17 protein-coding genes are annotated in these 21,091 nt (G+C 63.1%); 14 read left to right on the top strand and 3 right to left on the bottom strand.

Annotated features, from left to right (window positions below; genetic code table 11):
- Positions 1-4: 4 nt before the first annotated feature.
- The 12 genes from ACGSLL_RS06150 (at position 5) to madM (ending at position 14,799) form a co-directional block, all read left to right on the top strand.
- The gene (locus ACGSLL_RS06150; protein WP_394504120.1) at positions 5-5,926 is read left to right on the top strand and encodes an Hpt domain-containing protein; all 5,922 of its coding nucleotides are present in this window, start codon (positions 5-7) and stop codon (positions 5,924-5,926) included.
- Positions 5,919-6,389 carry a chemotaxis protein CheW gene (locus ACGSLL_RS06145; RefSeq protein ID WP_203419839.1) on the top strand — a complete coding sequence of 157 codons (471 nt, stop codon included), beginning with the start codon at positions 5,919-5,921 and terminating at the stop codon, positions 6,387-6,389. Before ACGSLL_RS06150 ends, ACGSLL_RS06145 begins: the two co-directional genes overlap by 8 nt.
- Positions 6,390-6,923: 534 nt before the next feature.
- Positions 6,924-7,289 (top strand): DUF6124 family protein, encoded by a 366-nt coding sequence (locus ACGSLL_RS06140; protein WP_394504118.1) that lies wholly within the window; start codon positions 6,924-6,926, stop codon positions 7,287-7,289.
- Between the two features lie 296 nt (positions 7,290-7,585).
- A complete protein-coding gene (gene mdcA, locus ACGSLL_RS06135; RefSeq protein ID WP_394504116.1) occupies positions 7,586-9,256 on the top strand; it encodes a malonate decarboxylase subunit alpha in 1,671 nt (556 codons plus the stop codon).
- Entirely contained in the window at positions 9,256-10,113 is an 858-nt protein-coding gene (locus ACGSLL_RS06130; RefSeq protein ID WP_394504114.1) for a triphosphoribosyl-dephospho-CoA synthase, read from the top strand. Before mdcA ends, ACGSLL_RS06130 begins: the two co-directional genes overlap by 1 nt.
- Positions 10,113-10,412: a malonate decarboxylase subunit delta gene (locus ACGSLL_RS06125; RefSeq protein WP_056786420.1), complete on the top strand. Its 300-nt coding sequence runs from the start codon at positions 10,113-10,115 to the stop codon at positions 10,410-10,412. Before ACGSLL_RS06130 ends, ACGSLL_RS06125 begins: the two co-directional genes overlap by 1 nt.
- Positions 10,405-11,256 carry a biotin-independent malonate decarboxylase subunit beta gene (locus tag ACGSLL_RS06120; protein WP_394504111.1) on the top strand — a complete coding sequence of 284 codons (852 nt, stop codon included), beginning with the start codon at positions 10,405-10,407 and terminating at the stop codon, positions 11,254-11,256. The genes ACGSLL_RS06125 and ACGSLL_RS06120 overlap by 8 nt, the downstream gene beginning before the upstream one ends.
- Positions 11,253-12,038, top strand: a complete 786-nt coding sequence (gene mdcE / locus ACGSLL_RS06115) for a biotin-independent malonate decarboxylase subunit gamma (RefSeq protein ID WP_394504109.1) — start codon at positions 11,253-11,255, stop codon at positions 12,036-12,038. Before ACGSLL_RS06120 ends, mdcE begins: the two co-directional genes overlap by 4 nt.
- Positions 12,032-12,652 carry a malonate decarboxylase holo-ACP synthase gene (locus ACGSLL_RS06110; protein ID WP_394504107.1) on the top strand — a complete coding sequence of 207 codons (621 nt, stop codon included), beginning with the start codon at positions 12,032-12,034 and terminating at the stop codon, positions 12,650-12,652. Before mdcE ends, ACGSLL_RS06110 begins: the two co-directional genes overlap by 7 nt.
- Positions 12,649-13,569, top strand: coding sequence for a malonate decarboxylase subunit epsilon (gene mdcH / locus ACGSLL_RS06105; RefSeq protein ID WP_394504105.1), 921 nt, complete (start codon positions 12,649-12,651; stop codon positions 13,567-13,569). Before ACGSLL_RS06110 ends, mdcH begins: the two co-directional genes overlap by 4 nt.
- Positions 13,570-13,636: 67 nt before the next feature.
- Entirely contained in the window at positions 13,637-14,029 is a 393-nt protein-coding gene (gene madL, locus ACGSLL_RS06100; protein WP_093097491.1) for a malonate transporter subunit MadL, read from the top strand.
- A 5-nt stretch (positions 14,030-14,034) separates the two neighbouring features.
- The gene (madM, locus tag ACGSLL_RS06095; RefSeq protein ID WP_336356888.1) at positions 14,035-14,799 is read left to right on the top strand and encodes a malonate transporter subunit MadM; all 765 of its coding nucleotides are present in this window, start codon (positions 14,035-14,037) and stop codon (positions 14,797-14,799) included.
- Positions 14,800-14,913: 114 nt separating this feature from the next.
- Here madM and ACGSLL_RS06090 read toward each other — a convergent pair whose 3' ends face one another.
- The gene (locus ACGSLL_RS06090; RefSeq protein WP_394504102.1) at positions 14,914-15,834 is read right to left on the bottom strand and encodes a LysR family transcriptional regulator; all 921 of its coding nucleotides are present in this window, start codon (positions 15,832-15,834) and stop codon (positions 14,914-14,916) included.
- Positions 15,835-15,974: 140 nt separating this feature from the next.
- On the opposite strand from ACGSLL_RS06090, the gene trhA reads away from it, so the two are divergent.
- Positions 15,975-16,592 carry a PAQR family membrane homeostasis protein TrhA gene (trhA, locus tag ACGSLL_RS06085; RefSeq protein WP_007964065.1) on the top strand — a complete coding sequence of 206 codons (618 nt, stop codon included), beginning with the start codon at positions 15,975-15,977 and terminating at the stop codon, positions 16,590-16,592.
- A gap of 134 nt (positions 16,593-16,726) precedes the next feature.
- On the opposite strand, the gene ACGSLL_RS06080 is transcribed toward trhA, so the two are convergent.
- Positions 16,727-17,446, bottom strand: coding sequence for a 16S rRNA (uracil(1498)-N(3))-methyltransferase (locus tag ACGSLL_RS06080; protein ID WP_394504100.1), 720 nt, complete (start codon positions 17,444-17,446; stop codon positions 16,727-16,729).
- 137 nt (positions 17,447-17,583) lie between these two features.
- A complete protein-coding gene (locus ACGSLL_RS06075; protein WP_394504098.1) occupies positions 17,584-18,990 on the bottom strand; it encodes an adenosylmethionine--8-amino-7-oxononanoate transaminase in 1,407 nt (468 codons plus the stop codon).
- Positions 18,991-19,213: 223 nt separating this feature from the next.
- Here ACGSLL_RS06075 and ACGSLL_RS06070 point away from each other — a divergent pair, with 223 nt between their 5' ends.
- Positions 19,214-20,983, top strand: a complete 1,770-nt coding sequence (locus ACGSLL_RS06070) for a flavin monoamine oxidase family protein (RefSeq protein WP_394504096.1) — start codon at positions 19,214-19,216, stop codon at positions 20,981-20,983.
- Positions 20,984-21,091 lie beyond the last annotated feature (108 nt).

Below are 21,091 nucleotides of genomic sequence, written 5' to 3'. Positions count from 1 at the left end.
GGTTATGGGTGCCCGGCACGACTATGTGGCCCTCGAATGGGTCAAAGGCGCGATCGCCGATACGCTGAAGCAGGCGCATCAGGCGATTGAAGCGGTGCTGGATGATCCGCAGGCTTTTCCTGGACTGGACGAGTGCCTGGATTACGTCCATCAGGTGCACGGCAGTTTGCAGATCATCGAGTTCTACGGCGCTGCGCTGCTCGCCGAAGAAATGGAGCATTTGGTCGAAGCCCTGCAACACGACCGCGTCAATCATCGCGACGAAGCCCTGCATCTGTTGCTGCAAGCCCTCGGGCAGTTGCCGATCTACCTCGACCGCGTGCAGAACGCGCGGCGTGACCTGCCGTTGGTGGTGCTGCCGCTGATCAATGATCTGCGCAGTGCCCGTGGCGAGGGTCTGCTGTCGGAAACCAGCCTGTTCAGCCCGCAATTGCCCGAACTGGCGCCGCTCAGCGCGGCGGCGCTGGCGCAACTGCAACCGGCTGACCTGCCGAACGTGCTGCGCAAGCTGCTGCAAACGCTGCAAATGGCCCTGGTCGGCCTGCTGCGCGAGCAGGATGACCCGACTCACCTCGGTTATCTGGGCAAAGTCTTCGCCCGCCTCGAAGCGCTGAGCGGCGAGTCGCCGCTGAGCCCGTTGTGGCAGGTCGCTGCAGCGCTGGTCGAAGGCATGCGCGACGGCGTCATCGCCAACAGTCCGGCGCTGCGCAGTCTGTTCAAGGATGCCGACAAGGAGCTCAAGCGCTTGCTCGAACAAGGTATGGCCGGGCTCAACCAGCCCGCGCCACCGGAGCTGCTGAAAAGCCTGTTGTTCTATATTGCCAAAGCCGAACATCCCACCGGGCAGATGCTGACCATGAAAGATCACTACTCCCTGGACGACGCGCTGCCCGACAGCGCAATGGTCGATGAAGAACGCGCACGCCTGGCCGGGCCCGATCGCGACGCGATGCGCTCGGTGCTCACGGCGCTGTGCGAAGAACTGGTGCGGGTCAAGGAACGCCTCGACCTGTTCGTGCGCAGCGACCGTCAGCACGCAGCAGATCTGGACAGCCTGCTCGCGCCGCTGCGGCAGATTGCCGACACCCTCGCGGTGCTTGGTTTCGGCCAGCCGCGCAAGGTCATCATCGACCAACTGGCAGTGGTGCTCAGCCTCGCGCAGGGCCAGCGCGAACCGAACGATGCGATCCTGATGGACGTCGCCGGCGCCTTGCTCTACGTCGAAGCGACCCTGGCGGGAATGGTCGGCACTGTCGAAACAGAAAGCGCGGAAGACGCGCAACTGCCGACCACCGACCTGACGCAGATTCACCAGATCGTGATCAAGGAAGCACGCATCTGCCTGCAGCAGGCCAAGGACATGATCGTCGACTACATCGACGCTGATTGGGATCGCCAGCAACTGCAAGCATTGCCCGCGCTGCTGACGCAGGTACGCGGTGCGCTGGCGATGATTGCCTTGAGCCGGGCGGCAAGTCTGGTCGAGGCGTGCAGCGGTTTTATCCGTGAACATCTTCTGCTCGATCCGCACGAGCCGGGTTGGCAGCAACTTGACGCGCTCGCCGACGTGATCAGCAGCCTTGAATATTATCTGGAGCGCTGGGGCGACGACCCGCTGGCGCCGGGCGAGCAACTGCTGGACGTGGCGCAGAAGCGCCTCGCCAGCCTCGGTTTCTTTCCCGACGATCACGCCAACGAGGCGCTCGGCGAGAAACAGGTGCCGGTGCTCGACGAGGTGCTCAGCCCCGGCGAAGCGCTGGTGATGCAGGACTTGCAGACGCTGGACGACCCGGATGTTGTGCAATCGCTGGCCGACGTCCTCGCCAGTCCGGTTTCGGCGGTCAATCCGCCGGCGCGCAGCACCCCGGGTAGCCTGCTGCCGCCGCCCGCCGATGAAGAACCGGTCGATGACGAGCTGCGCGAGGTGTTTCTCGAAGAGACCGACGAAGTGCTCGCCGTCCTGCATGAATACCTGCCGCGCTGGAGCGCCGATGCGCAGGACCGCGAAGCGTTGAGCGAACTGCGCCGGGCCTTTCACACGCTCAAGGGCAGCGGGCGCATGGTCCGCGCGCTGATCCTCGGTGAACTGGCGTGGGCCGTGGAGAACCTGCTCAACCGCGTGCTCGAACAAAGCGTCGAGCCCGGTTCGGTAGTGCCGCGCTTGCTTACCGATACCGTTTTGCTGCTGCCCGAGCTGATCAGCGAATTCGCCACGCAGCGCCAGCGCCAGCGCAACGATGTCGATCAACTGGCCGCGCGCGCCCACGCCCTGGCCAAGGGCGATGAGCCGCTGGCCGCCGAAGACGTCGACGATGTCGCCGCGCTCGATCCGTTGCTGCTGGAGATTTTCCGTAAAGAAGCCGAAACCCACCTCGCCAGCCTCAACCGCTTCCTCGACCAGGCGGCCGAGCATGTGCCGCTGCCGGCCAGCGATGAATTGCAACGCGCCTTGCACACGCTCAAGGGCAGCGCGTCGATGGCCGGCGTGGTGCCGATTGCCGAACTCGCCGCGCCACTCGATCAACTGGCCCGCGAATTCAAGGCGCACCAGTTGCCGCTGGACCTCGACGAGGTCGAGTTGCTGCTGGAAGCCGAAGGCCTGTTGCGCGTTGGCCTGCGCCAGCTCAAGCACGATCCGCTAGCGCCGATTGTCGGTGCGCAGTCGCTGATCAAGCGTGCGCAAACGCTGCTCGCCGAGCGACTGGCGTCGATCCTCGATGCGCCGGACACCGGCCTGCGGGTCAAGCGCGATCCGCAGTTGATCAACAGCTTTCTCGCTCAGGGCATGGATATCCTGCTCGACGCCGAAAGCCTGTTGCAGCGCTGGCAGCAGCACCCCGGCGAACGCCAGGAACTGAGCGCCTTGCTCGACGAACTGACGACCCTCGGCGAAGGCGCGCATCTGGCCGATCTGCTGTCGGTCGACGTGCTCTGCGAGGCGTTGCTCGACCTTTACGGCGCCGTCGAAGAAAGCAGTCTGGCGGTCAGCGAGCGGTTTTTCCACGAAGCGCAGCAGGCCCACGAAGCGCTGATCAACATGCTCGACGAACTGGCCGCCGGCCAGGAAATCACCCCGCAACCGGAGCGGGTACGTGCCCTGCACGAACTGCTCGATGAAAGCCTCGATCCTTCGTCCATGGGCCTGATCCGCAGCGACGGCAGCCGTACCCTGAGCATCCGCGAGCTGGGCAGCGCTACCGCCGAATTGCAGCAATCGGCCGAGCCGCTGGCGGCGGACGACGAAATCGTCGAGATCTTTATCGAAGAGGCCGTCGACATTCTCGACAGCGCCGGCCAAGCCCTGCAGCGCTGGCTCAGCGAACCGGACAACGGTGCGCCGCTGTCGTCGTTGCAGCGCGACCTGCACACTCTCAAGGGCGGTGCGCGGATGGCCGAGGTCGAGGCGATCGGCGACCTCGCGCAAGAACTGGAAAACCTTTACGAAGGCCTGGCTGATCGGCGTTTCAGCCACAGCAGCGCGCTGGCGCAGTTGCTGCTCAACGGCCATGAACGCCTGGCGTTGCTGGTCGAGCAACTGCGAACCCGGCAAGCGCTGGAGCCGGCGCACGCGTTGATCGAAGCGCTGCGCCAGGCGCGCCATGGCGCGAGCGCCAGCGAAACGCCGACGGCCCACGCCGACCCAGACAACGCAGGTCACGATCCGGAGTTGCTGGAGATCTTCCTCGAAGAGGGTTTCGACATCATCGAAAACTCCGGCGCCGCGCTGCTGCGCTGGCAAGCCGAGCCGGGCAATCGCCAGGAAGTGGAAACCCTGTTGCGCGACCTGCACACCCTCAAGGGCGGCGCGCGGATGGTCGAGATCGGCCCGATCGGCGACCTCGCCCACGAACTCGAATACCTCTACGAAAGCTTGTCTTCCGGCGCCTTGCAGCCGTCGGCAGAGTTGTTCGCTCTGGTGCAGCGCGGTCATGACCGGTTGGCGCAAATGCTCGACGGTGTGCGCGCCGGGCAACCGTGCCCACCGGCGGACCGCTTGATCAATGCGATCCAGAATTTCAGCCATCCGCTGAGTGCCGAAGTGCCGCCAGCGCCGCCATTGCCGGCGAAATCCGAGCCGACGCCAGCGCCCGTCGAGGCCGGCGCGGACATGGTCAAGGTCTCCGCCGAACTGCTCGATGAGCTGGTCAATCTGGCCGGGGAGACCTCGATCTTTCGAGGCCGTATCGAGCAGCAGGTCAACGACGCCCAAGTCGCGCTGAACGAGATGGAAACCACCATCGAGCGCATGCGCGATCAATTGCGCCGCCTCGACACCGAAACCCAGGGGCGGATTCTCAGCCGCCAGCAAGTCGACGGCGAACGCCTTGGCTACGAAGAATTCGATCCGCTGGAAATGGATCGCCATTCACAGTTGCAGCAACTGTCGCGGGCCTTGTTCGAATCGGCTTCAGACCTGCTCGACCTCAAGGAAACCCTCGACCGGCGCAACCACGACGCGGAAAACCTGTTGCAGCAACAGGGGCGCGTCAACACCGAGTTGCAGGAAGGCCTGATGCGCACGCGCATGGTGCCGTTCGAACGCATGCTGCCGCGGCTCAAGCGTATCGTCCGCCAGGTCGCTGAAGAGCTGAACAAGGATGTCGCCTTCGTCGTCGGCAACGCCGAAGGCGAGATGGATCGCAACGTGCTGGAACGCATGGCCGCGCCGCTGGAACACATGCTGCGCAACGCCGTCGACCATGGTCTGGAGTCCGCCGAAGTGCGGCTCGCGGCAGGCAAACCGGCGCAGGGGCGGATCACCCTCGACCTGTCCCGAGAAGGCGGCGACATCGTGTTCGATATTCGCGATGACGGCGCCGGTGTGCCGTTGGAAGCGGTGCGGCGCAAGGCGATCAAACGCGGGCTGCTCGCACCGGATGCGGAGATCAGCGACCGCGATGTGTTGCAGTTCATCTTGCAGCCGGGATTCTCCACGGCGGAAAAGATCACCCAGATTTCCGGACGCGGCGTCGGCATGGACGTGGTCCACGAAGAAGTGCGCCAGCTGGGCGGCAGCATGAGCATCGATTCGGTGCCGGGGCAGGGCGTGCATTTCCGTATCCGGCTGCCGTTCACCGTGTCGGTCAACCGTGCACTGATGGTGCAGTGCGGCGAGGATCAATACGCGATTCCGCTGCACACCATCGAAGGCATCGTGCGCGTGTTACCGAATGATCTGGACGGGCACTTTCGTCAGGACCCGCCGCGCTATCACTACGCCGGGCAGACCTATGAACTGTGCTACCTCGGCGAGCTGCTGAAAACCGCGCCACGGCCGAAACTGCTCGGGCAGAATCTGCCGCTGCCGGTGCTGCTGGTGCACTGCAACGACCGGCGCATCGCCGTGCTGGTCGACGCCATGGCCGGTACCCGGGAAATCGTGGTGAAGAGCCTCGGCCCGCAGTTTGCCGCGTTGCAGGGCGTGTCCGGCGCGACGATTCTCGGCGATGGCCGGGTGGTGCTGATCCTTGATCTGCTCGCACCGATCCGCGCGATGCAGGCGCGGGTGGCGCAGCCGCAGGCACTGAGCGACCTCGACAGCGAACCACAGAAACCGCTGCTGGTGATGGTGGTCGACGACTCGGTGACGGTGCGCAAGGTCACCAGCCGTTTGCTCGAACGCCACGGCATGAACGTGCTGACCGCCAAGGACGGCGTCGACGCCATGCTGCTGCTCGAAGAACACCTGCCTGACGTGATGCTGCTCGACATCGAAATGCCGCGCATGGACGGTTTCGAAGTCGCCACGCAAGTGCGCAACGACGAACGCCTGCAGCACCTGCCGATCATCATGATCACCTCGCGCACCGGCCAGAAACACCGCGACCGCGCCATGGCCATTGGCGTCAACGACTACCTCGGCAAGCCGTATCAGGAATCGGTGCTGCTCGAAAGCATTGCCCATTGGAGCAACAGACATGCATGAACACGGGCACTCGCTACGCAGCAGTCAACTCACCGGCCTGTTGTTGCCACTGGCGGACCGCAATCTGATCCTGCCCAACGTCGCCGTCGCCGAACTGATCGACTACCAGGCCAGCGCCTTCGACCTCGACACACCACCGTGGTATTTGGGGCGAGTGACCTGGCGCGAGCGGCAGATCCCGCTGATCAGTTTCGAATCGGCGTGCGGGCAGAAAATCGTCATTGGCGAGCGGGTGCGGATTGTGATCCTGAATGCGCTGGGCGGGTTGCCGGAGCTCAGGTTCATCGCATTGCTGGTGCAGGGCATCCCGCGCTCGTACAAGCTCGACAGCCAGTTGAGTTACGTCGACGTGCCGCTGTGCGGGCTGGAGCGAGCGGCGGTGCAGGTCGGCGAACAGGTGGCGAAGGTGCCGGATCTGTTGGCGTTGGAGCAGTTGTTGGTGGAGGCGGGGCTGGTCCATTGATCCAGGATTTTCATTGGCCTGACTGGCCTCTTCGCGAGCAGGCTCGCTCCCACAGTTGATCTTCAGTGATCCCGGATTTCACGTACGACACAGACCTCCTGTGGGAGCGAGCCTGCTCGCGAAAGCGCCAGTCGCAGCGCTGAATTCCGACAGACAAATCATCAATCTCTGTGCGCAGTAAACACCCTTTAACCCAGCTGTTTAAAGACACCCAGTGTTACGGCTCACCAGCCTACAAAACCTTGCGCCGCTGCCTACGCATGCACCAGAATCCGCCGGCTTGTGCGCCTTGGGCATGCTGCGTAACTTGATTCCGTCGCTGATTTCCAGTGATCGGGTTTAGTAGCCCGTCATATTTGGGGCGTATAGCTCATCAGACAGTCAGGTACTCCATACCTGCACTTTATGGTGGTTGTGCGCAGGGCGCCTTCGGGCGCGCCGGTTTCCCAGATCCCCGGTCTACTAACCTGCGCACAGCTGCCTCCACTTCTTTTAGTAGGGAAGCGGTGGCTAGCCCGAATGAGGATCTGGTAAATGTTCAAAGTAACGCCAAACCCGCCGGTCACCGACTCCGCATCCCCCTACGAATCCCCCGACTCGAAGAAATTCCACGAAGCCGCCGAGCGCGCGCTCGACCATTACCTCGGCCCGACCAACGCCGACCTTATGGCCACGCCCTACACCCCCAACACGCTGTACATGGCCAACCCTAATGCCGAAACCGAATCCCTGCTGGCCGATGCCAGCGAAACCCTCGGCTCGGCCACCGTCATGCTCAACAACCACGCGGCCATGGTTGAAGGCACGCACCGCAAGACTGTGCAGGGTATTGCTCAGGTGGTTATGGTGGCGGAGATGGCTGTGAATCGTGTGTTGGACAGGTTGGTGCCGACGGAGTAGCGAAAAAAGCCGACCCTCACCCCAGCCCTCTCCCGAAGGGAGAGGGAGCCTACCGAGGTGTCTGGCGCTGAACATCGACCTGAAGTACCCAGTCGATTATGGATTCGGTAAAGCACGATCAGGTCGGCGTATCCCTTGAGCATCCCCCAATCGGTCCCCTCTCCCTCCGGGAGAGGGCTAGGGTGAGGGTGCTCTTGATCGTTACCCTGAGCGTAACGATCCACCACCGTGCTTGATTGATGCCCTCACCACACACGCCTACCTTGGCTCCACGACAGCGAACCCGTGGAGTGAGCATGACAACAATAATTTCCCCCGACTCGCGCTGGACGCGGCGGCGCGATGAGAAGCAGCGCCGGCTCGACAAGGTGCGCGGGCTGGCCGATGGTGCGGTGTTGCCCAGCGACAAGATCGTCGCCGCGCTCGAAGCGCTGATCCATCCCGGCGACCGTGTGGTGCTGGAGGGCAACAACCAGAAGCAAGCGGATTTTCTTTCGCGTTCCCTGGCCAAGGCTGATCCGGCGAAGCTTCACGACCTGCACATGATCATGCCCAGCGTCGGCCGCTCCGAGCACCTTGATCTCTTCGAACGCGGCATCGCCCGCAAGCTCGATTTCTCTTTCGCTGGTACCCAGAGCCTGCGCATCAGCCAGTTGCTTGAAGACGGCTTGCTCGAAGTCGGCGCGATCCACACCTACATCGAACTCTATGCACGGCTGGTGGTGGACCTGATCCCCAACGTCGTGCTCTCGGCCGGGTTCATGGCCGACCGCGCCGGCAACATCTACACCGGCCCAAGCACCGAAGACACCCCGGCACTGATCGAACCAGCCGCGTTCAGCGACGGCATCGTCATCGTTCAGGTCAACCAGCTGGTCGACGACGTCAGCGAACTGCCGCGCGTGGACATTCCCGCTTCATGGGTCGATTTCGTCGTGGTGGCCGACAAGCCGTTCTACATCGAACCGCTGTTCACCCGCGACCCGCGCCACATCAAGCCTGTGCACGTGTTGATGGCGATGATGGCGATCCGCGGGATTTACGAAAAACACAACGTGCAGTCGCTCAACCACGGCATCGGTTTCAACACCGCCGCCATCGAGCTGATCCTGCCAACCTACGGCGAATCCCTCGGCCTCAAAGGCAAGATCTGCCGCAACTGGACCCTCAACCCGCACCCGACGCTGATCCCGGCGATCGAAAGCGGCTGGGTCGAAAGCGTGCATTGTTTCGGTACCGAGCTGGGCATGGAAAATTACATCGCCGCCCGGCCAGACGTGTTCTTCACCGGCCGCGACGGCTCGCTGCGTTCCAACCGTATGGTCTGCCAACTCGCCGGGCAGTACGCGGTGGACCTGTTTATCGGCGCGACGTTGCAGGTCGATGGCGACGGGCATTCCTCGACCGTCACCCGTGGGCGTCTGGCCGGTTTCGGTGGCGCGCCGAACATGGGCCACGACCCGCGTGGTCGCCGTCACGGCACTCCGGCGTGGCTGGACATGCGTCACGACGATGCGCCGCAACCGATGCTCGAACGCGGCAAGAAACTCGTGGTGCAAATGGTCGAGACGTTCCAGGAGGGCGGCAAACCGACGTTCGTCGAAACCCTCGACGCGGTCGAAGTGGCGAAGAAAAGCGGCATGCCACTGGCGCCGATCATGATCTACGGCGACGACGTTACCCACCTGCTGACTGAAGAAGGCATCGCCTACCTGTACAAGGCGCGCTCGCTGGAAGAGCGCCAGGCGATGATCGCCGCCGTAGCCGGCGTCACCGCGATTGGCCTGCGCCACAACCCGAAAGACACCGAACGCATGCGCCGCGAAGGCTTGATCGCCTTGCCCGAAGACCTCGGCATTCGCCGCACCGACGCCACCCGTGAACTGCTCGCGGCGAAAAGCGTGGCGGATCTGGTCGAGTGGTCCGGTGGCCTGTACAACCCGCCCGCCAAATTCAGGAGCTGGTAATGCACGCATTCAACCTGCAAGCACACCCGCTGTCGCTGGCTGATCGCTTGGCCGATCTGGCGGTGGACGCATTGATTGACGAAGCCGACCTGTCGCCGAAACCGGCGCTGGTCGACCGTCGTGGCAACGGCGCGCACACCGATCTGCACCTGGGCTTGATGCACGCTTCGGCGTTGGCGTTGTGGCCGGCGTTCAAGGAAATGGCCGAGGCCGCGCGGCACATCGGCGAAGTCGGTCTGCCGTTGCGCGAAGCGATTGGCCGGATCGGTCGCGAAGGTGAGCAGGCGATGCTCGCGACCACTAACGGCGTTAATACACATCGTGGCGCGATCTGGGCGCTGGGTCTGCTGGTCACCGCCGCCGCGCTGCAGCCGAACTCCATCGCTCTTTGTGCCGCACGTCTGGCACTGCTCGACGACCGCTACGCACCGAAGCCGCTCAGCCACGGCGCGCAAGTCGCCCAGCGTTACGGCGCACGCGGTGCTCGCGAGGAAGCGCAACTCGGCTTCCCCTCGGTGCTGCAACGCGGCCTGCCGCAATTGCACAACGGCCGCGCCAACGGCGTCGGCGAACAGAACGCCCGGCTCGACGCCTTGCTGGCGATCATGACCGAACTGGCCGACACCTGCGTGCTCTACCGCGCTGGAGAACAAGGCCTGCACGCCATGCAAAGCGGCGCGCAAGCGGTGCTCGATGCTGGCGGCAGCGCCAGCCTCAGCGGCCGCCGTCGCCTGCACGAACTGGATCAACAACTCATCGCATTGAATGCCTCGCCCGGTGGCGCCGCCGACTTGCTCGCCGCCACGCTGCTGCTCGATCGAATCGAGCGCGACGGCCTCTCTCAGGGAGCGTTTTGATGGAAAGCCTATCGTTTGAATTTCCCGCCGGGCAGCCGCCACGCGGGCGTGCGCTGGTCGGTTGTGTCGGCTCGGGCGATCTGGAAGTGCTGATCGAACCGGGCCTGGCCGGCAAGTTGACGATCAACGTGCAGACCTCGGTCAACGGCGCGCAACAGCGCTGGCAGCATCTGTTTGCGCGGATGTTCGACGGCACCACGCCGCCGGCGATGGCCATCGACATTCACGATTTCGGCGCGACGCCGGGGGTGGTGCGCTTGCGTCTGGAACAGGGTTTCGAGGAGATCGGCCATGACTGACAGCGCCGCGTTGCTCAACAAACACAGCTTCGTCGAACTCGGCGCGCGGCAACGGGCGAAAGCCTTGCTCGACGCCGGGACCTTTCGTGAACTGCTCGACCCGTTTCAACGGGTGATGTCGCCGTGGCTGGAACGCCAGGGCGTGGTGCCGCAGGCCGACGACGGCGTGATCATCGCCAAGGGCAGCCTCGACGGTTTGCCGGTGGTGGTTGCCGCGATCGAAGGCGCGTTTCAGGGCGGCAGTCTTGGTGAGGTCGGTGGGGCGAAGATTGCCGGCGCGTTGGAACTGGCCGCCGAGGACAACCGCAAAGGCATCCCGACCCGCGCGGTGCTGCTGCTGGAAACCGGTGGCGTGCGTTTGCAGGAAGCCAATCTTGGTCTCGCGGCGATTGCCGATATTCACGCAGCGATTGTTGATTTGCAGCAATACCAACCGGTGGTCGGCGTGGTCGCCGGCAGCGTCGGTTGCTTCGGCGGCATGTCGATTGCCGCGGCGCTGTGCAGCTATCTGCTGGTGACCCAGGAAGCACGTCTTGGCCTGAACGGCCCGCAAGTCATCGAGCAGGAAGCCGGGATCGAGGAATACGACTCCCGCGACCGGCCGTTCATCTGGAGCCTGACCGGGGGCGAGCAGCGCTTCAACAGCGGTCTGGTGGATCGTTACGTTGGCGATGACGTGGCGCAGATTCGTCAGCAGGTCGGCGAATTGCTCCAGCAAGGTTTGCCGGCTCAGCCACGCAGCCAAAGCGCCGAGTGGTTCCTGCAACGTCTGAGCGGTCTGAACACTGATCAGCAAATCGAACCCTCGGTGGTTCGCGATCTGTATCAAGGAGAGCGCTCATGAGCGGTTATTCTCTGCGCGGTTTGCACTGGTTCAACGCCTTGAGCGCGGGCGCTGAAAGCGTCGAAGGACTGCCGCCGTCGTTGAAAGTGGCTGACGGTGAACTCGGGCGTTTTATCGCCGTGGTCGCTGACCCGGACAACCGTTTCCCACGCGCTCGCAACGGCGAAGTCGGTTTGCTCGAAGGCTGGGGGCTGGCCAAGGCTGTAGACGATGCAATCGCAGCCGACCGCGACAAAACACAGAAACGCCCGATCATCGCCATCGTCGATGTGCCGAGCCAGGCCTACGGTCGGCGCGAAGAAGCGCTAGGCATCCATCAGGCGCTGGCCGGCGCGGCGGGCAGTTATGCCCGTGCACGGCTGGCCGGGCATCCGGTGATTGCCTTGCTGGTCGGCAAGGCCATGTCCGGAGCGTTTCTGGCGCACGGTTATCAGGCCAATCGCCTGATCGCCCTGCGCGATCCCGGGGTGATGGTCCACGCGATGGGCAAGGCCTCGGCAGCGCGGGTAACGTTGCGCAGCGTGGAAGAACTGGAAGCGCTGGCCGCCAGCGTACCGCCGATGGCCTATGACATCGACAGCTACGCCAGCCTCGGTCTGCTCTGGGAAACGCTCTCGGTGCAGCAGATCGAACAGCCGACGGCGGAGGATCTGGCGCGGGTCAGCGAATGCCTCAAGCAAGCCATTGGTGATATCACCGGCACCGACCTGAGCAATCGCCTCGGCGCCAGCAATCGCGCGGCGTCGAGCAAGGTCCGCGAACTGTTGAGGGCGCAGTGGTGAACCTGCCACTGGCCCACGATCTGCTCTGGGGCATGACCCCGGCGCAGTTGCCGGCGGATGCGCCGCAGTGGGCGATCGAGTCGCTGGCCGCCGGGCAACCGGTGGTGGTGCGGCGCGCGGTGAGTGATGAAGGTCTGATCGCGGTGGGAGTGCGCGGGCTGCTGCGCGAGCAGCGGCTGGCGACGTTCATGCGGCTTGATTCGATTGCCTGCCGGGTCAGCCCGGAAGCGTTGTGTCATGCCGAAAGCGCACGTGATCTGCCGGTCACGCGGGCGCTCAGGCAATTGCGGCAGATGCTCGATGACTGCGGTTGGGTCTGGGGTGTCAGCGGCAGTGTCGGCTTTGAGCTGGCCAGCGGTTTTGCCGCGATGCACGCGGCCAGCGATCTCGATCTGATCCTGCGCACACCGCATTTGATAACGCGCCATCAGGCACGCGAACTGGTCGCGCTTTTTGACCAAGCCGCATGCCGGGTCGACATGCAGTTGCAAACGCCATTCGGCGCGGTGGCGTTGCGCGAATGGGCCAGTGCTTCGGCGCGGGTGCTGCTGAAAAATGCGCAACAGGCGCAACTGGTGATTGATCCATGGAACCCGCAGGAGCGGGCAGCGTGAGCAGTCTGCTGGTGTTCCCCGGCCAGGGCGCGCAGCAAGCCGGCATGCTTCAGCGCTTGCCCGGGGAAACGTTGACCGAGGCCAGCGGTGTGCTCGGTGAAGATGTCTCGCGGCTCGATTCTGCCGAAGCGTTGCGCACGACCCGGGCGGTTCAGCTGTGCCTGCTGATCGCTGGTGTCGCGGCCTCACGGCAGTTGTTGCAGAACGGGCTGACGGCGGATTACGTCGCCGGTCTGTCCATCGGTGCTTATCCGGCTGCGGTGGTCGCCGGGGCTTTGAGCTTCAGTGACGCGTTGCATCTGGTCAGCCTGCGCGGTGAGCTGATGCAGCAGGCTTATCCACAGGGCTACGGCATGACCGCGATCATCGGCCTGCAATTATCCACAGTCGAAACGCTGCTGGCGCAGGTGCACAACGAGGATTCGCCGGTGTATCTGGCGAATATCAATGCCGATAATCAGGTGGTCATCGCTGGCAGTGACCGCGGCATGCAAGCGGTGGCCGAACTGGCGCGCAATCGTGGCGCCGGTCTGGCAAAACGTCTGGCGGTGAGTGTGCCGTCGCACTGTCCGCTGCTGGACGAACCGGCGCAAACCCTCGCCGAAGCCTTTGCCAGGGTTGAATTGAGAACCCCGAAAATCGCTTACCTGAGCGGTAGCCGTGCGCGGCCTGTGACCAAGGTAGATGCGCTGCGCGACGACCTCGCCTTCAACATGTGCCGCGTGGTGGACTGGCGCGGCACCGTGCAAAGCGCCTACGAGCGCGGCGTGCGTCTACAGATCGAACTGCCGCCCGGTGCGGTGCTGACCGGGCTGGCGCGCCGGGTGTTCGAGCAAGGCACCGTCACGGCTTTCGACGGCGCCCGCCTCGACACCCTGCAAGCGCTGTTGCGCGAGGAGGGTGGCCGCCAACTCTAAAACCGCCGCGACTCAAGCTTCGAACAACAAAAACAACATTCGACGATGCACTTTGAGGACTACAACAATGATTATTTACGGTGTGGCGTTTCTCGCCTTTTGTACGCTGGTCGGTATCTGGATCGGTGAATTGCTCGGCAAGCTGATCGGCGTGCCGGCCAACGTCGGCGGTGTCGGCATTGCGATGCTCCTGCTGATCGGCCTCGGCAGTTATCTCTACAAAAGCGGCTGGCTCAAGGGCAAGACCGAGCAGGGCGTGGAGTTCTGGAGCGCGATCTACATTCCCATTGTGGTCGCCATGGCGGCGCAGCAGAACGTCTACGGCGCGCTGAAGGGCGGGCCGATGGCAATCCTCGCCGGCACGCTGGCCGTGGTGATCGCCTTTGCTCTGGTGCCGGTGCTGACGCGCATGGGCAACAAGCAACAGACGCCGATTGCTCCAGCCAAGACTGCGGGGTAAGCGCCATGTACGAATCAATGATGAAAGTGATCACCGGCTACGGCCTGATCAGCGGCTTCTTGATTGTCGGCCTGACCATGTGGGTGTCCTACTGGATGTCCAACACCTTCACCAAGGGCCGCTTGCACGGCTCAGCGATTGCGATTCTGCTCGGCCTGCTGCTGTCGTATGTCGGCGGCGCGCTGACCGGCGGACAGAAGGGCGTGGTGGATATTCCGTTGTTGTCGGGTATCGGCCTGCTCGGCGGCGCGATGCTGCGTGATTTCGCGATTGTCGCCACCGCGTTTGGCGTGAGTGTCGACGAGCTCAAACGCGCCGGGTTTGTCGGCGTGCTGGCGCTGTTTGTCGGCGTCGGCACCTCGTTTGTGGCGGGTGTGGGTGTGGCGATGGCGTTCGGTTACACCGATGCGGTCAGCCTGACCACGATTGGCGCGGGCGCCGTGACGTATATCGTCGGCCCGGTGACAGGCGCGGCGATCGGTGCCAGTTCCGAGGTGATGGCACTGTCGATCGCGGCGGGGTTGATCAAGGCGATTCTGGTGATGGTGATGACACCGTTCGTGGCGCCGATGATCGGCCTGAACAACCCGCGCAGCGCGGTGATTTTCGGCGGGTTGATGGGCACTTCCAGTGGCGTGGCTGGCGGGTTGGCGGCGACGGATCCGAAGCTGGTGCCTTATGGTTGCCTGACGGCGGCGTTTTATACCGCGCTTGGCTGCTTGCTTGGGCCTTCGCTGTTGTTTCTGGCGATGCGAGGCTTGATGGGGTAGGGCGATGACTGATCGTTCCCACGCTCTGCGTGGGAATGCAGCCCGGGACGCTCCGCGTCCCAAAGCGGACGCAGAGCGTCCATTGAGGCATTCCTTTGCTGCGCGTGGGAACGATCAAACCCCGGCCTGGCGATTGGCATACATCCGACACTCCGCCAGCAACGCCAGCAGATTCGGGTCTCTCTCCTTGGCCTTCAGAAACACCACCCCGATGTGCTGCTGCAACCGATACTTTTCCTGCAACGGAATCAGCTTCACCCGATTCTCGTACACCGCTGCAATCCGCCCCGGCAACAACGCATAACCGACCCCGGAACTGACCATGCTCAGCAGGGTGAAAATGTCATTCACCTGCATCGCCACTTTCGGCTCGAACCCCGCCTGCTTGAACACCCGATTGCCATCCTGATGCGTGGCGAAGCCCTGGGTCAGGGTGATGAAGGTTTCATCGCGCACCTCGGCCAGATCGACTTCACTGCGTTGGGCAAACTTCGAATCTGCCGGGGTGGCGAGGAATATGTCATCGGAAAACAATGCGATCTGCTCGCAGTCCGGGTCGTTGATGCTGTCGTCGAGTGACACCAGGATCGCGTCGACCTCCATGTTTTTCAGCTTGTAGAGCAGGTCGATGTTCGAGCCGAGGATCAGGTCGATGTTGAGTTCGCTGCGGCGGATTTTCAGGCCCATGATCAGTTGCGGCACGGTCTTCACCGTCAGCGAATAGAGCGAGCCGAGCTTGAAGCGCTCGGCCGAGAACCCGGCGGCTTCGCGGGTCAGGCGCACGCTGTCGACCACGTCGTTGATCAGCTTTTGCGCGCGCTCTTCCAGCACGTAAGCACTTTCCAGCGGCGTCAGGTTGCGCCCTTCGTGTTTGAACAGCGGACAACGTAGCGCGCTTTCCAGCGAGTGAATCGCGCGGTGCACGCTGACGTTGCTGGTCTGCAGTTCGGCGGCGGCGCGGGCGAGGTTGCCGGTGCGCATGAAGGCGAGGAACACCTCGAGTTTTTTCAGGGTCAATTCTTCGTCGATCAGCATGGCGCGGACTCTTTTTGGTATCGACCGATTGTGCCCAATTCCGGCGAGCCGCGCAGGCGAGGTTGAACAGAAACATTGCGCTTTTACGCTCAAGGCCCGAGCCTTGCGCGCTGCGGTCATGAAGACGAGGTGTGAAGCACATGTATCACGGGGAAAAACTCAACGCCTGGACCCACCTGGTCGGAGCGGTGGCGGCGTTTATCGGCGGGGTGTGGATGCTGGTGATCGCCAGTCTCGACGGCAGTCCATGGAAGATTGTCAGCGTGGCGATCTACGCGTTCACCCTGCTGGTGCTCTACAGCGCATCGACCGTGTACCACAGCGTGCGCGGGCGCAAGAAAGCGATCATGAAGAAGGTCGACCACTTTTCGATCTATCTACTGATCGCTGGCAGCTACACACCGTTTTGTCTGGTAACCCTGCGCGGGCCATGGGGCTGGACGCTGTTCGGGATCGTCTGGGGGCTGGCGCTGATCGGCATCCTGCAGGAAATCAAACCGCGCTCGGAAGCGCGGATTCTGTCGATCGTGATTTACGCGGTGATGGGCTGGATCGTGCTGGTGGCGGTCAAGCCGTTGATTGCCGCGCTGGGCACGGCGGGGTTTGCCTGGCTGGCGTCGGGCGGGGTGTTGTATACGGTGGGGATTATCTTTTTTGCCCTCGATCACCGGTTGCGGCATGCCCATGGGATCTGGCATCTGTTCGTGATCGCCGGGAGCTTGCTGCACTTTGTCGCAATACTTTTTTATGTCTTGTAACCCCGCTGACTGATCGTTCCCACGCTCTGCGTGGTAACGCCTCCTGTGACGCTCTGCGTCACGCCATTTGGGACGCGGAGCGTCCCGGGCTGCTTCCCACGCAGAGCGTGGGAACGATCAAGGTCTAGAGCGAGTCAGATATCACCCCAAAGCTGCTGTGCCACCGCCAACGCCACTACCGGCGCGGTCTCGGTGCGCAGCACGCGCGGGCCGAGGCGGGCGGCGTGGAAGCCGTTGCCTTTGGCCTGCTCGACTTCGGCATCGGACAGGCCACCTTCCGGGCCGATCAGGAACGCCAGCGTCGCCGGTCGGGCGTGGCTGACCAGCGGCTCGGCCACCGGATGCAGGACCAGTTTCAACTCGGCTTCAGTCTGCTTGATCCAGTCCACCAGCAGCACCGGCGGATGAATCACCGGCACTCGCGAGCGCCCGCACTGCTCACACGCGCTGATCGCTACCTGACGCCAATGCAGCAGGCGTTTGTCGGCGCGTTCATCCTTGAGACGGACTTCGCAGCGGTCGCTGAAGATCGGCGTGATTTCATTCACGCCCAGTTCGGTGGCTTTCTGAATCGCCCAATCCATGCGCTCGCCCCGGGACAAGCCTTGGCCGAGGTGAATGTGCAACGGCGATTCGACCTGCCCGGGCAATTGCTCGTCGATCTGCACGACGACGCGCTTCTTGCCAACTTCCACCAGCGATCCGCGAAACTCATGGCCGGAGCCGTCGAACAACTGCAGCGCATCGCCTGCGGCCATGCGCAGCACGCGGCTGATGTAATGCGCCTGGGCTTCCGGCAGTTCGTGTTCGCCGGTGCTCAGCGGGGCGTCGATAAAGAAGCGGGACAGTCTCATGCGGGGTCTCTTTAAATTGATCGTTCCCACGCTCTGCGTGGGAATGCCTCACCGGACGCTCTGCGTCCGCTGTTGGGACGCGGAGCGTCCCGGGCTGCGTTCCCACGCGGAGCGTGGGAACGAGCGAGTAAACCGAATCAGCCCGGATCGCGGAAGCCGGGATGAAAGTCCTTCGGCACCGCCACGCTGACACTCTCACGCGTGGCGATATCAATACCTTCACTCGCCACCTCGGCCAGGAAATCGATCTGCTCCGGGGTAATCACATACGGCGGCAGGAAATACACCACGCTGCCCAGCGGCCGCAGTAATGCGCCGCGCTCCAGTGCATGCTGGAACACCTTCAAGCCGCGGCGTTCCTGCCAAGGGTAGGCCTCTTTGCTGGCTTTATCCTTGACCATCTCGATCGCCAGAACCATGCCGGTCTGGCGCACTTCGGCGACGTTCGGGTGATCGACCAGGTGCGCGGTCGCCGAGGCCATGCGCTGAGCCAGCGCCTGGTTGTTCTCAATGACGTTGTCCTGCTCGAAGATGTCCAGGGTCGCCAGTGCCGCCGCACAAGCGAGCGGGTTGCCGGTGTAGCTGTGCGAATGCAGGAAGGCGCGCAGAGTCGGGTAGTCGTCGTAGAACGCGCTGTAGACGTCGTCGGTAGTCAGGCACGCGGCCAGCGGCAGATAGCCGCCGGTCAGGGCTTTCGAGAGGCAGAGGAAGTCCGGGCGGATGCCGGCCTGTTCGCAGGCGAACATCGTCCCGGTGCGGCCGAAGCCGACGGCGATTTCGTCGTGGATCAGGTGCACGCCATAGCGGTCGCAGGCCTCGCGCAACAGCTTAAGGTACACCGGGTGATACATGCGCATGCCGCCGGCGCCCTGAATCAACGGCTCGACGATCACTGCCGCGACGCTGTCATGATTCTCGGCCAGCGTCTGTTCCATGGCGGCGAACATGTTGCGCGAGTGTTCTTCCCAGCTCATGCCGTCGGGGCGCAGATAGCAATCCGGGCTCGGCACCTTGATGGTGTCCATCAGCAGCGCTTTGTAGGTTTCGGTGAACAGCGGCACGTCGCCAACCGCCATCGCTGCCATGGTTTCGCCGTGGTAGCTGTTGGTCAGGGTGACGAAGCGCTTCTTGTTCGGCTGGCCGCGATTGAGCCAGTAGTGAAAGCTCATCTTCAGCGCGACTTCGATGCACGACGAGCCGTTGTCGGCGTAGAACACCCGGTTCAGGCCTTCCGGTGTCATCTTCACCAGACGCTCGGACAGCTCGATCACCGGCTGATGGCTGAAGCCGGCGAGAATCACGTGCTCGAGTTGATCGACCTGGTCCTTGATGCGCTGGTTGATCCGCGGGTTGGCGTGGCCGAACACGTTGACCCACCAGGAGCTGACCGCGTCGAGGTAGCGCTTGCCTTCGAAGTCTTCGAGCCAGACGCCTTCGCCGCGCTTGATCGGGATCAGCGGCAGCTGTTCGTGGTCTTTCATCTGGGTGCAGGGATGCCACAACACCGCAAGATCGCGTTGCATCCACTGGTTATTCAGGCCCATTTACAGTCTCCTCGAGGCGGCTCGCGGCAGGCGCGGGCAAACAATCGCGCAAGCCTATGCAATGCGTCGCGCGGGGACAACCCATTGTGTCGATTGAGCTACTTTGTCTGAGCCGATAGACGTCGCTGGCGGCGTTTTGATGGCTAACGTATTCTTCGCGGTTCTTTGAGTCGTCTGACTCGCCAAACTGCTTTTTCCCACATGTTTTTCCGGAGTTCGCTGAATGTCTGTCGGTTGGCTGCGCGCCTGTGCGCTGGTGATGTTGGGGCTGTTCAGCGTTACAGCGCTGGCCAAGGATAAAACTGCAATCGTGATCGGCGGTGGCCTGTCGGGTTTGACCGCCGCTTATGAGCTGCAAAACAAGGGCTGGCAGGTCACCCTGCTCGAAGCCAAACCGAGCCTGGGCGGTCGCTCGGGCATGGCCACCAGTGAGTGGATCGGCAACGACAAAACCCAGCCGGTGCTGAACAAGTACGTGTCGACCTTCAAGCTCGGCACCACCCCGGCACCGGAATTCGTCCGCACGCCAAGCTATCTGATCGACGGCGACTATTATTCCGCCGCGGATCTGGCCACCAAGCAACCGGCCACTGCCGATGCGCTCAAGCGCTACCAGAAAACCCTCGATGATCTGGCGCGCTCGATCGACGATCCGCAAAACCCGGCCGCGACCGCCACCCTGCATGCACTGGACCAGATCACCGTATCGAGCTGGCTCGACAAGCAGAACCTGCCGGCAACGGCGCGTCAGTTGATCAATCAGGACATCCGCACCCATTACGACGAGCCTTCGCGGCTGTCGCTGCTGTATTTCGCCCAGCAGAACCGCGTCTATCGCGGCGTTTCCGACCGTGACCTGCGCGCCTCGCGTCTGGTCGGCGGCAGCCAGGTGCTGGCCCAGGCGTTCGTCAAACAGATCAAGACCATCAAGACCAACTCGCCAGTTTCGGCGATCACCCAGGACAAGGACGGCGTGACCGTCAAGGTCGGCAGTGTCGGCTATCAGGCTGACTACGTGGTGCTAGCCGTGCCATTGCGTGCACTGAACAAGATTGCCCTGACCCCGGCACTTGATGCCCAGCATCTGGCGGCGATCAAAGGCACCAACTACGGCTGGCGCGACCAGATCATGCTGAAGTTCAAGACGCCAGTGTGGGAAAGCAAGGCGCGCATGTCCGGCGAGATCTACAGCAACACCGGCCTCGGCATGCTCTGGATCGAACCTGCCCTGAAGGGTGGCGCCAATGTGGTGATCAACCTGTCCGGCGATAACGCCCGCGTGATGCAGGCGTTTGGCGACAAGCAGATGGTCGATCAGGTGCTGATCCGTCTGCACGCGTTTTATCCACAGGCCCGTGGTTCGTTCACCGGTTATGAAATCCGTCGCTACAGCACCGACCCGTCGATGGGCGGCGCCTACCTGGCTTACGGCCCGGGGCAAATCAGCAAATTCTGGCGCCTCTGGGAACGTCCGCTGCAACGCGTAGCGTTTGCTGGCGAACACACCGACACCCTGTACCCGGGCACCCTGGAAGGCGCACTGCGCACCGGCCAGCGCGCCGCCAGCCAGGTTGAAGATCTGGCGGCCGGCAAGTCGTTTGAACCGGTCAAAGTGGTGCCGGCTGCCGCAGCGGCAGGCGCGGCGGGTGCCGTGGCGGCGAAGAAGGGCAACTTCTTCAGCAACCTGTTTGGCGGTTCGGATGACGAGAAGAAGCCTGAGCCTGTGAAGGCGCCTGAGCCGGCTCCTGCCCCGGTTGCTCCAGCGCCTGCGCCGTCCCCGGCACCTGCGCCAGCTCCGGTGGAAGCACCGAAGCCAGCCGCCCCGGTGAAAACCGAGCCGGCGAAGAAAGCCGCGGCCAAGCCAGCGGCGAAGAAGCCCGCGGCGAAAACCGAAACGAAAAAGCCAGCAGCCAAACCGGCAGCGAAAAAGGCCGAACCGGCGAAGAAGCCAGCGGCCAAGCCCACGGCAACCACCGAGACTAAAGCCCAGTAAGGCTTTGCTTCCACGAAAAACGCGGCCCTCGGGTCGCGTTTTTTTTGCCTGGTTTTTTCTTTCGCAGTCTGGTCAAGCAGCTTACCGGCGTACCGGAGGCTTCCCACA

Origin of the sequence: Pseudomonas retamae (assembly GCF_043496865.1) — a bacterium.
GTDB lineage: Bacteria > Pseudomonadota > Gammaproteobacteria > Pseudomonadales > Pseudomonadaceae > Aquipseudomonas > Aquipseudomonas retamae.
This window is presented reverse-complemented; position numbering and strand designations above follow the sequence as displayed.